This window comes from Pararobbsia alpina, assembly GCF_902859895.1.
GTDB classification, from domain to species: domain Bacteria; phylum Pseudomonadota; class Gammaproteobacteria; order Burkholderiales; family Burkholderiaceae; genus Pararobbsia; species Pararobbsia alpina.
The window spans coordinates 113483-125670 of the sequence record NZ_CADIKM010000015.1; the positions used below are offsets into that span (position 1 = coordinate 113483).

Annotated in this window: 12 protein-coding genes and 2 pseudogenes; 6 read left to right on the top strand and 8 right to left on the bottom strand. The window is 57.7% G+C overall.

The genetic code is table 11. The features are described 5' to 3' along the window. Window positions 1-90: 90 nt before the first annotated feature. Window positions 91-930, bottom strand: coding sequence for an IclR family transcriptional regulator (locus HV670_RS16540; RefSeq protein WP_175105880.1), 840 nt, complete (start codon window positions 928-930; stop codon window positions 91-93). Window positions 931-1140: 210 nt separating this feature from the next. Next, entirely contained in the window at window positions 1141-2013 is an 873-nt protein-coding gene (locus tag HV670_RS16545; RefSeq protein ID WP_175105881.1) for an AraC family transcriptional regulator, read from the bottom strand. 317 nt (window positions 2014-2330) lie between these two features. Here HV670_RS16545 and treA point away from each other — a divergent pair, with 317 nt between their 5' ends. Then, entirely contained in the window at window positions 2331-4058 is a 1728-nt protein-coding gene (gene treA, locus HV670_RS16550) for an alpha,alpha-trehalase TreA (protein WP_175105882.1), read from the top strand. A 116-nt stretch (window positions 4059-4174) separates the two neighbouring features. Here the strand turns inward: treA and HV670_RS16555 are convergent, their stop codons facing one another. The 5 genes from HV670_RS16555 to HV670_RS32235 all read right to left on the bottom strand — a co-directional run bounded on the left by HV670_RS16555 (window position 4175) and on the right by HV670_RS32235 (window position 7490). After that, entirely contained in the window at window positions 4175-4738 is a 564-nt protein-coding gene (locus tag HV670_RS16555; protein ID WP_175105883.1) for a Swt1 family HEPN domain-containing protein, read from the bottom strand. Next, the gene (locus HV670_RS16560) at window positions 4735-5361 is read right to left on the bottom strand and encodes a DUF5343 domain-containing protein (protein WP_175105884.1); all 627 of its coding nucleotides are present in this window, start codon (window positions 5359-5361) and stop codon (window positions 4735-4737) included. The genes HV670_RS16555 and HV670_RS16560 overlap by 4 nt, the downstream gene beginning before the upstream one ends. Before the next feature lie 195 nt (window positions 5362-5556). Beyond that, a complete protein-coding gene (locus tag HV670_RS16565; protein ID WP_175105885.1) occupies window positions 5557-5949 on the bottom strand; it encodes a hypothetical protein in 393 nt (130 codons plus the stop codon). 367 nt (window positions 5950-6316) lie between these two features. Next, window positions 6317-7201, bottom strand: a complete 885-nt coding sequence (locus HV670_RS16570) for a hypothetical protein (protein ID WP_175105886.1) — start codon at window positions 7199-7201, stop codon at window positions 6317-6319. Further along, window positions 7110-7490, bottom strand: a complete 381-nt coding sequence (locus HV670_RS32235; RefSeq protein WP_175105887.1) for an HNH endonuclease — start codon at window positions 7488-7490, stop codon at window positions 7110-7112. Before HV670_RS32235 ends, HV670_RS16570 begins: the two co-directional genes overlap by 92 nt. Window positions 7491-8274: 784 nt before the next feature. On the opposite strand from HV670_RS32235, the gene HV670_RS16580 reads away from it, so the two are divergent. The 5 genes and pseudogenes from HV670_RS16580 to HV670_RS16600 form a co-directional block, all read left to right on the top strand. After that, a complete protein-coding gene (locus HV670_RS16580; protein WP_175105888.1) occupies window positions 8275-8553 on the top strand; it encodes a hypothetical protein in 279 nt (92 codons plus the stop codon). Window positions 8554-8592: 39 nt separating this feature from the next. Further along, entirely contained in the window at window positions 8593-9015 is a 423-nt protein-coding gene (locus HV670_RS16585; protein ID WP_175105889.1) for a hypothetical protein, read from the top strand. A 125-nt stretch (window positions 9016-9140) separates the two neighbouring features. Then, window positions 9141-10391, top strand: coding sequence for a caspase family protein (locus HV670_RS16590; protein ID WP_175105890.1), 1251 nt, complete (start codon window positions 9141-9143; stop codon window positions 10389-10391). Between the two features lie 4 nt (window positions 10392-10395). Next, entirely contained in the window at window positions 10396-10905 is a 510-nt protein-coding gene (locus tag HV670_RS16595) for a TPR end-of-group domain-containing protein (RefSeq protein WP_175105891.1), read from the top strand. A 97-nt stretch (window positions 10906-11002) separates the two neighbouring features. Continuing rightward, window positions 11003-11287 (top strand): annotated as a pseudogene (locus tag HV670_RS16600) (transposase); the annotation flags it as partial. Here the strand turns inward: HV670_RS16600 and HV670_RS31075 are convergent. Further along, a pseudogene (locus tag HV670_RS31075) lies at window positions 11267-11910 on the bottom strand (transposase); the annotation flags it as partial. The pseudogenes HV670_RS16600 and HV670_RS31075 sit on opposite strands and share 21 nt — an antisense overlap. Window positions 11911-12188: the final 278 nt, after the last annotated feature.

The window sequence follows — 12188 nt, forward strand, 5'->3', positions numbered from 1 at the left end:
ATGATCGCCGCGCACTTGTTCAACATGTGCTTTTGGGGGGCGCATCTCTCCGTGCTGTCTTCGCAACGACCGCTTTTCAGCGTGCGCCGCTCAGCTTCCGTTCGATGTCGTGTATTGCACGGGGCTGAACCCGCCGATCGCCTCGGTGATCGTAGCCGCATGCAGGGCCACCTGCTCGCAGACCTCGGCGAGCGTGATGCCGGTCTTGTGTGCCGCGAGGAACGGCACGGCCAGTGCGGCGCAGGCTTCGCCGACCGGGTCGAAGACGGGAAAGCAGATGTCGGTGACACCGTCGAGCGTCTCGTCCGAGACGGTCTCGAAGGCTTCATGCCGGCAGTGCAAGAGCCGCTGCATGAGCTTGCTGTGGGCGAGCGTACCCGGCTGTGGCGCACCCGCTTCACGCAGCCATTGCTCCTGGACCTCGGCCCGCTGGAAGGCGAGCAGCACGCGCCCCGACGAGGTTTCGATGAGGGGAAAGCGCACGCCCTGGCGCACCGAGAGTCCGACCGGAATCGGGCTCTCGACTTGCGCGATCACGAGCAGCGCGCCGTCGCTATAGACGCCAAGATGACATGACTGCTGGATCGACAAGGCCATCTGCCGCATCTGCGGAATCGCGACGTCGAGCAGCCGCCGCGCGGGCGGATGATGGTTGGCCAGGTGAAAAAGCTTGAGCGAGAGCGTGTAGGTTTCCTCCGGCCGCCTGCGCGAGATCCAGCCACGCCGCTCGAGACAGTTGAGCATCCGAAAGATTTCGTTGGTCGAGCGATCGAGTTCGGCGGCGATGGCCGACTGCGTGAGTCCTTCGCTTTGCGTCGCGAGCAGCTCGAGAATGTCGAGCCCTTTCTCCAGCGCGGGCACGCTGTATTTCGGCCGTTCTTCGTCGGAATCGGCGGCTTGCAAAGGTGGGGTGGCGGATGACTTGCTCATCCGCAAAATTTATATGAGAAAACCTATTTTGTACATGAATTTCGGGGAAGCTGGGCTTCCCCTAGTTCAGGAGTGGGTCCGACCGATGCATCCGGACCGTGTTGACGGATGAGACCGTTCGACCCGGAGCCGACCCTCGTATTGGCAAGAAGCGGACATTGAACGTCCGGGGTGAAGCGTCGACCCAGACCGTGCGGTCGACACGTCTTTTCACACGAGGGGAATGTAGATGTCGGTCTGCCATTGGTCCTGCGGGGTTTCCGGAGAGACGCTCAGGTAGTGAAAAAACAAGGGGTGGTCCCCTAGTTCCTCTCCGCTTGCAGGAAGCCAGTCGCGATAGATCGGATAGATCGTCTCGCCGATGTGGTCGGTCGCTCCCGCATGCCGAACCACTGCGCATCGAGCGCTTGGAATGACGAGCTCGCGAACACCGTAGACATTTGGCGCGACAGGTTCGTCAATCTCTCCGCAGATGTCGAAGCGGAATTCATCCGCCGGTGTCGTATCCGGGTTGCTGCGCGGAATACCGAAAGTCCTGCTCGATGGCAGCGGAGATTGGCCACTTTGCGTGCGCCAGGCAATGAACTGGCGCACGCTCTCGTTGACGAGTCCGGTCGGCCCACAGTGTTCAAGAGCGGCGACACGGGTTTCAGAAAAATCAACAATTCTCACTTGCATGGTCAGTTTCCTTGAAAAGTAGGGGACGACGAAGCTTGCGCTCCAGATCTGCCATTTCGGGTGCTGCCGGAAAGAACTCGGTGCCATGCCGAACGATCGCTTAAACGCTCGACTGAAGGCTTCTGGGCTGTCGAATCCCGCGTCGAGCGCGGCATCGAGGACAGAGCAGGACTCGCACGAGGCTAGGCGGCGAGCAGCCCCACGCAAGCGCATCAGTTGCACGTAGCGTGCAACCGGGACTCCCACATAGGCGGCAAACTGCCGATGAAAATGGAACTTCGAGAAGTTCGCAATGCGGCTCAGCGCGCCCACCGACAGGTCGCCCTCGAGATTCGCATCGATATAAGCGAGTACGGCGTCGAAGCGCTTCGTGTAAGCGGTTGTGGCGTCGGAGTGAATTTGCATGGTCTAGATGTGATTTACGATATGTTCGCCCATAGTGGGAACATTGCGCCTAGCCGCTCTTGCTCGATTTTCCAAGGGCCCCTCCGATTAGGCATAAGCGCTCAAAACCCGCAAAGCTGCGGCTGGCACAACACGTCACTTCTGAGTCGTCGATTGCTTCATTCAACGAGACGCGCACCGCAGTTGATTCAATCTTCCAACGCGTGCGATGCCTGCGATCCGACAGTACCCTACCGAACCCGCATGTCACATGTAGACGGCATCGGATGGCATCGCGCGACGAGACCAGTGAAATGCCCATACACCAAGGAGGCGACATGAGTATCCAGTCACAGTCTCGTACCGGCGCAGCGTTACCGCGCGACTCGCCATTCGTCGAACCGTCGTTTCAGGCATCCGCATTGCGTCGCGCTCCGCATTTTTCTCGCAGTCGAAAGCGCATCACGCGGCAGCGCTCACTGACTGCGATCAGCGTGGCGTGGATTGGGACCCTCGTGCTCGCGTCCGCGAGTTGCCTCGCCGACACCCGGGTCGGCGCAGCGTTGCCGCCGGCACCGGACGTCCTGTACGGCGATCTGTTCGTCGCCGTCCAGACCGCGCAGATCTTCAGTGACCAGAAAGCCTTCGTAGACTCGACGCCAAACGACACTCCCGCCGCGATCGTGCAACGGTACGAAGCGCAGAAAAACCAGCCTGGCTTTTCGCTGCAGACATTCGTCAACCAGTATTTCACGCCTCCACCTGACCAGAGCATCACGCCGCCGCCCAACCAGAGCCTGCGCGAGCACATCGACTGGCTATGGTCCGGTCTTGCTCGCACGACAACGACCGCCCCCGACTTTAGCTCGCTGATCCCGTTGCCCAATCCCTACGTCGTGCCGGGGGGGCGTTTTCGCGAGGGCTACTACTGGGACACCTATTTCACGATGCTTGGCCTGCAGGAGTCGGGACGCGAAGATCTCGTCGACAACATGCTCGACAACTTTGCGTACATGATCGACACCTTCGGCCATATCCCGAACGGCAATCGCACGTACTACTTGAGCCGGTCACAACCGCCGTTCTACTCATACATGGTGGAACTCGCTGCGCAAAAGGAAGGCAACAAGGTCTATCAAAAGTATCTGCCTGAACTACGCAAGGAGTACGCGTACTGGATGCTGGGTGCGACCGGCACCGCGCGTGGCAGTGCGACGCGCCACGTTGTCGTGCTGCGCGACGGCACTTTGCTTAACCGTTACTGGGACGATCTGGATACTCCGCGCGATGAGTCGTATATCGAAGACGTCCAGACCGCGACGCAGGCCAGTGGGCGTCCGGCAAACGAGGTCTACCGCGACCTGCGCGCGACCGCTGAAAGCGGGTGGGATTTCAGCTCGCGCTGGTTTGGCGACAACCAGAACCTGCGGACCGTGCGGACCACGTCGATCATTCCAGTCGATCTGAACAGCCTGCTGTTCCATCTCGAGACGACGATCGCGCGCGGCTGCAGCATCGCCCGCGATTTCGGCTGCGTCGCGCAGTTCAAAGGCTACGCGACGCGGCGCGCGGAAGGCATTAACCGCTATCTGTGGAACAACAAAGGCTACTACGGCGACTACGACTGGCAGCTCGGCAAGGCTCGCGACAATCAGACGCCCGCGATGCTCTATCCATTGATGGCAGGCGTCGCCCGGCCTGACCGCGCACGGAAAACCGCGCAGACCGTGCAGAACGTGCTGCTCAAGGAGGGCGGCCTTACGACATCGACCTACGACACCACGCAGCAATGGGATGCACCGAATGGTTGGGCGCCATTGCACTGGATCGCGATTCAGGGGCTCAAGCGCTATGGGCGCGCTGATCTTGCAAAGCCTATCGGCACGCGCTTTCTCTCGGACGTCGAGAACGTCTACAAGACACAGCAGAAGCTCGTCGAGAAGTATGTCGTCGAAGGGGCGGGAGAAGGTGGTGGAGGTGGCGGCGAATACCCATTGCAGGACGGCTTCGGCTGGACCAATGGCGTAACGTTGATGCTGCTCGATATGTACGGCAACGGCCGGTAAATGCGCTTCGTGATCGGACTCGGTTCGATGTAAATGGGCCGGGTTCGGCCCGTTACTGCCAGTCGTCTCCGCTGGACTCCAGCGGCTGCTTGCGAGGTGAAACTGTCATTACAAAATTACGGCGCGATGCGACGGAACCAATCTCTCATCACTTGCCGCACGCGAGCAACCTCTTCGTCTGGTATCGACGACATATGACAAATAGCGTTTCGAAGATGCCCAGCCATCCGCGCCTCCTGAATAAGAGCCTTATCGCGAATTAAATCTTCAAAATCACTCTTCCAACAGTGATCGATTACTCGAAGGACCTGAGGATAAGTCATAAGTGACGATTTATCTCGGGAGCCAAGAGCCATCCAGCTCTTCGCTTCTTCCGTTTCTTCTAATTTGACAATCTCATCTTGGACGTCTTTGGGAACCTTGGCCCACCAATCCGCCTGCCCATCATTGGACAGAACTTCCACAGCAAAATCTCGGAGATAGTTTTCAAAAACAAAGAAAAGCTTATATACCTCCGCAGCGTCGATCGCCTCGCGAACCATTTCTGGCATAGTCACGGCCAAATCATGTGATTCTGAGACCCGTAGCGGTTCTGGTGGGACAAGTCCAGGGAGTTTCTGCATTCCACGGGACGCGGTTTGTCCGAGCATAAGGAAAAGTGCGAGGCGCTGGTCGTTCATGATTCAAATGACTTCCGAAGAGCGTTGAAGATGTTAAGGTAAGTCTCTTCGACGGCGTTGGCGGGCAAATGAATCTGAATGTTGTAATGAAATTCCGGCCGTAAACGCGGACTGTTCGCGCGTTCTGCTGCGGCCCCTTGGGGTTCACCACTCCCGTCTCTCGAAGGCGGAGCGCTCGCTTCCGGAGACACGGGTGTACCGCCGCTAAAATCAGCAAGCTTAACAAGCGAAGAGTATGTACCTTGAATCTTTGATGTAACGCCGGTATCGGAGCCAGCCACTTGGGAAATCAGGCCCTTCAATTCTGAATTTGGTAATTCATGGGCACTCTCGTTGGCGGCATATAACGGTTCATAGGCTCTTCGAATGGCAGTCGCGATTGCTTTCGGAGCTCTGCTTGCGTTCTTCAACTGATCATAGTCGACAGTCGGTCGACCTGCACTATCTAAAAAACCAAGAGTTTTAAGCAGAGCAATAAGTTGTCTGTCGCCAGCGCTCTTAAGCCCAACCGTATCTGATAAATATCGTGTCGTAAACGAATCAGGTTTTTTTGCCGCGAGGATGCGTTGAAAAAGCTCAGCAACATTTTTATAGCTTGAAAGATAAGGAAGCTCAGCGGCCATTGCGTATCCCTCGGTTATTAGTTTCTAATCAGGTCTCGTAGCGAAAGTATAGCCGGACTGAGCTTGGGAATCCAACACGGCAACAACTGTTGGTTTCGACCTGCCAGCGCGAATCATCGTGCGGCTGCATCACGGACACGACGAGGCTAATTCGACCGTTGCCGTCGCAGCAGAACTGCACGTGGATACAAACGGTCACGAAACGATGACAAACGACCGCGGTTGAGCGACGGTGGCAGCCCGGAGCGTGACAAGACGCGCGGTTCCTATCTCTAAAATGCAGAGGGGCGTTCTGTATTGGCCGTCTCTAAATCTTTGGAACCAGTAACTGAGGCCCAAGTCGATATCATCAGCAAGAACCACAGCCGGTACACCCACCATCCCTTCGATCTTGACGGCCCTCACAAGGGCATCGCTGACAACCATCATGTGATTGCCTTGACGTCTTTCCCAGTATTTCCCGTATGCGATGCCGCCACGAAGCATCAGATTTTCTGTGAGAGCGATGAACCAGAGAACCTGTACCGCGCTAAGAAGCGGCCAAAGTTCATCGGCGGTAAGAAGAATCGCATCCGAATACATTGTCATGCGTACGTTCCCAAAGAACGCAGGCTCTAGGCGCTCGCCAAACTGACGATAAATCTTCAGAGTTTCGTCGAAATCAGTCGAAATTTGTTCGAAAATCCGAGTATGTCGCAGAAGGCGACGTACTTCATGGAAATATCCTCGACCGCATCAACCGCCGCATTCGACTGCGGTACCGTTTCATGATGTTCTTCCACATAACCCCCGGCCTAGACGGAAATCGGTACAGACACCTGACGCCTATTAGAGCATACGGTCATGTCCTGGCGCGCACCTATGCGCTGGAACCACACCAGCGATCCTGCAGACGGCGAGCCCCTTGCGCTCTCAACTCAGCGCGAGCACGTTCTTTGAGTGCGGCCAGAAGTGGTCAGTCAACGTCGTCGGTTCGCATAGCTTCTGCGATAGGGATCCCATTAGCAGCCATGTAGGCGAACAGCGGCCTGAGTCTTTCCATCATGTGCTCAGCGAATTCTCTTGCCTGCGCGGGAGGAATAACTTCGCCATAGGCGATTCCAAGTCTCGACGCAGCGTATTCAGCCGACCCGGCGAATGCCTTTCTGTATTGACGTCGCAAACTACGACGATAGACGATCCCGAATGAACTGTTGACGACGGCCGCGTACTGCGCAACGGTATATGCCTCGTTCGCCTTGATTCGCTCGATTTCTTCGCCAGAGAAGCAGAGGTCAGCACTAATGTCGATCTCTTGGCCGTTGGCGGGATTAAAAGCATAAGTCGAGGAGAAGGCCTCGCCATCGTATTGATCGCTCAGCGGCACGACGATCCGGGCCAGCCCGAAATACTCTACGTATCCTATTAGGTAACCACTACTCGAATCGCCACGCACACTGACAACGTGAGGCGTGAAACTCGTGGGACGCTCGCGTACCAGATCACGCTCATAGAAAAGTCCGTAGGGTGCCTCGCGATTTTCGTCGAGCAGATAGGGAAGCGCCAGATTGCACGCTGATGGACTGACTCCGGCATCAAAGACCAATGCAACCACGGTTTTCACCATCGACCGGCCGCCCAATGGACCGGCGAACGCGGTGCCGAACGTAAGCGGCGAGTCGAGATATTCGGCCCTCGCTTGCAGCGTGGACAACACCGCTTCGACATCGATCTCCGGGTGTTTCGCGGCAAGGTTTCTGATTATCTCTTCAGCTTCTTCCGCTGTGCGCACCGTAGCGTTGATGAGAAATCCCTTGCCCCCCGGGTTGGCGACCTTTTCGAATGTGATCCGTCGAGGCATCAAAGCTGCCGTCTGGCAAAAGCATCAACTGCTTGCCGGACCCAGTTTGCACCGGGATCGCCGGGACGTTGCCACGATCGCGCGCTATCCCGTGCATCAATGCGATATGTTGGAACTGTCGCCAGAGTTCGGCATCCCATCCGTCACCGGTTCGGCTATTGCAGTCCTTACAGATGAAGCCCCGGACCTTCCGGTGACCGCCGATCGAATTCGGTACGATGTGTTCGCCCGAGTTCCCTACGATGGAGAAGGGTTGGTTGCACAAGGCACAGTTGCATGTAGTGGTCATTTCGTCTGCGATTATCCCGGCTAAGAGGTCAACTGCGACCCGCGGACGGTATCACGGACGAACTTAATCGGTGGCCACAGACTCCACCGTCGATTTGTCCAACGACTCGACGAGCCTGACTGTTGCATGAACGTCTGTTACCTGAGCGGAGCCGACAGTCAAACGTCCTTCGGCTGAGCAGCGCGAGTGACCGAAACTGGCCGGACGCGGACTCACGCTGCCACCAAGAAAAAGACACGCAGGCGATGGCCATCGGGGTCGATGGCAGTCTCGCCCTGTTTTGCGCGAAATTGATGAGGGTCGCCGGAAAGAGTGCTCTGGTGCTTCTCGATGAGCCGGAGACGTCGCCCTACCGGCCGTGCGGCTTGCGCCGAGTGAGGTGCGTGACGAACTGGATCTGATCGCTACGGTAATGCAATTTATCATAGTCGACCGGAGGGCCCTGCCCGCTGTACGACGACCAAATTTTGTTGTGTCATCGCGAATTGCTATTTTCATCGTGCAGGTGTAACGAAAACGTTAGCTTAAGTTCATCTCTGATAGTGGGGTAATCCGTCGGTCTGCGCACGCGTTTCTGGCGCACCAAATAAATAAAAATGTCCTGAGTGCCAAAAAAAACTAAAGTTTTCCGTCATAACGCCGTCAATCCATCGGAGCGCGACACTCCGGAGGGCCGGGTGCCGATGTGAAGCGAGCATTTCTTCTGGTAGCACGCTGCTTGTTTTCGCGGTTGTGCCAGCTTGATGCAAATGATACTTGCCGGCAAAAAGAGGTAACCGAGGGTATGACCAGAATGAAAACTATGACCACAGTGGCCTGTGCGACCATTGCCACGGGGTTGCTATTCTCCGCAGCGAGCGCATCCGCACAGGAATCAGCAAACGATGAACTGAATGCCTGCGTAAAAAAAGAGCAGATTGTCACGACGGCAAAGGGTGCTGGCATCGGCGCGCTGACCGGCTTGACGGCCATGCTGGCTACGCACAAGAAAGACGATGCGGTGAAGGGAGCGCTGATTGGCGCTGCGGTAGGCGGCGTTGCGGGCTTCGCCACTGCCTACTAGACAGCTATCGACACCTGCTTCAAAGAAAATCCAGCATGGATGCCTGAATCGGATATTCAGCGCACCAAGGACTACGACAAGGTCAAACACGACATCAAGTACAAGCCGAGTCAGGGCATTGTCACGCGTGCCGAAGCTGTCAGTGTGGTAGCCCCCGTCAAGGCCGGTAGCCAGGCCGAGGTCGACAGCTCGTTCATCGTGATGACGCCGGATGGAGCGGAAACGCCCGTCACTGTGGAGCGCAAGCTCTACGTCGTGGCCGACGATCAGAAGGAGACGCAGGTGACGTTTCCTGGACACACCTCAGAACAGCACACCGTCGAACCTGGCGAGCAAAAGGACACCGTGCACGTTCCGATCCCGCAGGATGCCAAGCCCGGCAGCAAGTACCGCGTCGCATTCAGCGTAACAGCCGGCGACAATCCGCCGTCCGTGGCGTCCCAGACGTTTAGCGTCGAGTAAAGGTCCGGTTGACCGGCGGCATGCCACCGGTCAACGGCTTCTTCCCGAATTTGCGCGGATTGATGCTGGCTGCTGGTGTGGATGCACGTCTTCACCAGGGTGCCCAGCACGCTTCTATATAAGTGATGAAATCGTCCTTCGTACGCGTTGCAACCGTAGTCGGCACACTGCTGCTTACCGGTTGTGCGGCCAGCAGTCTGCCTGGGTATCAGAACGCCTACCACGCCTATAACGTTCCCCAATCTCTGTTTGAGCGCATCCAAACCAAGTTTCACGAACACGGGCTCGATCAGGCGAGTATTACGCGCGACAGCACAGGTCGCGTCCAGTTGACGGGAACCTACCGCAACGAAGACGAGGTCGATGACGCCTTCACGATCGTCCTGTCTATCGTTGGACTCAAGTCTACGTCACCGTTCTATCCCGAACACATTCTGCAGAAGCGCTGGGACGTCGCGGCCGGGAAGGCGCTGGATTTCTATGCGCAAGCGCAGCGTCGGAGCTCGGCGGTGCCGGTCAAGCGCGCCCTCGTGGTCGGCATCAACCATTTTGCAGATCCGTACCACTTGCCCGACATTCAGGGCGCTGACGATGCGGTGGTCGTGCAAGGGTATCTGCTGCGGGCCGGCTACAACGTGACGGCGCTGTTGAACGAGCACGCCACGCAGGCCAACATCGAGGCAGCCATTGCGAAACTCGACCACGAGATCGGGCCGAACGACGACGTGTTCATCTACATCTCGAGTCACGGCAATGCACCAGTGCCGTCACCGGCCGGAGACGATCAACGCAAGATGTCGATCATGGCCTACGATTCGGGCGATCAGAGCACGGTCAGCTCGAACGATCGCACCGAGATCCTGCTGCACTATCAACGGCACGCCGTGCCGGACACGCTAGTGCAGAACCTCGCTCGCAAGCCAAGCCACACGACGCGGGTGGTAATCGATACCTGCTATAGCGGCGACATGCTCGACGATATTGTCGACGACAGCACGACCTACATTTTGCAAACGAATGGCGGCCAGAGCGAGCATGCGGGAATCTCGCTCGCGTCCTGGACAGGACCGGAATATACGTCCAAGGGCATCCATTTCACCGACGACAGCGCGAATGGTGCTCAGGCCTCGGACGCAACACACGCGCGAGCCGCGATCGATCGCAGCCGCAGCGGCTACAACATCATCACGGCAACGAGTGTCAATGAAGAGTCGCTCGGACCGAAGTCAGGCTCCTTCGCCAGTCCGCTCTCACCTGACCGAACATTGAAAGGCTCATATTTTACGCAGTCGCTGTTCGAGTACCTCGGCTACTACAAGGGACAACTGGGACCGGCCTTCCGCGACGCACAAGGACATCGAGCGCAAGGGCGATGAGGTGGTGCTCGATTTTCCGTATGGCTTGGGGCTTTCGTTCTATTTCGACGGGCCCGACCGGATGTACGTAAAGGTGCCATTTGGCGGCCGTGTCTATTACCGCAGGGTCGCCGACGCCGCTCCCGCACAACGACAGGCCGCGGCTGCCTCCGAGGCCGTTGCGCCGGTGCGTGTTGCGCAGACGGTCGTGCCAGCGGCAGCGCCGACTGTCATCCAGAGCGCGGATTACCGGACTCTGATGCAGCAGGCGCAGGCAGCGATGCGCGACGGGGCGGCCGATCAGGCAGAGACATTGTTGGCGCAAGCCGAGCAATACCCGCCGGCGCACCCGGAGGTCGATTACGATTACGCCGTGCTGGCCGCTCGCAGCGCCCAACCGGAACTCGCCATCGAACACTTGAACGATGCTTTCAAGCGAGGCTTCAGGCAGTTCGATCTGCTCGATTCGACGCGAGACTTCGACGTGCTGAAATCGGATGTGCGGTACCAGGCGTTAGTTGCGCGATACCGGTGAACGGAGAGCGCTTTCCCCTCAGCATCTAAAACAAAACCTGTTAAGACAGGAGATAAAATGAACGACACGGCCCGCGACATGATGATGTACGACGCACAAGGTATTGCTGGAGCATTTGCAGCGTTCACGGGTCATGCGTCGCTCAAGTCACTACACGGGGAAGACGGATGAGCGTGGTCGAATCGGTGACACTGTATCGATAAGCGAACTCCCTGCCACAGTCGAGGACCGCGCGATACTGTGCCACTGGGAGGGCGATCTGCCGCTCGGCAGCGCAAACAGCCAGATCGCGACTCTCGTCGAACGTCAGACGCGCTTCGTGATGCTGGTGAAGATCGCTAGCAAAGATACAGAGCCTGTCACTGAGTACATCGACCACGCGTTGCGATCGGATCGAGCCGGCTACGTCGATCGCCAGGCATTCCCGCGTGTACTCATCGACCACCGTCAAACACTTCAGTTGTTGACCGTTGGCACAACCGTCAAACACAAAGTCATAGCTCCAAACGGTGTTCCTCGCCATCGGTACAGGCACGCGCGGACGATGACTGGCCACACGACGCCGGCGCCTCTTCTTCGGCACCTGGAGGCCTGCCTGGGCCCACAACCGCGCGCAACGCTCTTTGCCCACACGCATGCCTTCGCGCCCGAGCATGATCCGAATTCGCCCGGCACCAAAGCGCGGATAGATCCCCGACAGTGTGCGCATGATTGCAATCACCGGCGCATCCTTCACCAGCATTCTCGACTCGTAACGCAAGCTCGATCGGCTCACCTGAAGCAGCGCACACGCCCGTCGTTGGCTGACTTCAAGCGCGCGTTCTCGGCTTCAAGCGCCTTCAGACGCCTAACGTCGTCGCTCACCATCTCCCCGAAACGCTTGCGCCAGGCATAGATCGACGCTTCACTCACGCCGGTGCGCTTGGCCACCTCGCCAATCGCGTCCCGGTCCGCCTCTCGCAAGGTCCGCACGATTTGCTCGTCGCTATATCGGCTCTTCTTCATGACGCCCTCCGACCCCGGATGCGCCATTGTCTCCAGTTCGCTTTGGTCCGCAAATCCCGGGTCAGGTCACCGTCGCCAGGCGGCTCAATGAGCGTCCAAGGAAAACACTAATCTTCGATACACCAGCTGAGCGATTTCATCACGTTGTTGCATCGTCCGGTTGAATCCGCGACCCTCAAGGGACACTCAATCTTGCCGAAAGCGGCCATACACAGTAATGCTGCGGTTCGACTCTGACCCGGTCAGGCCAGAACGCTCAGTGCATGCTCCAGATCCGC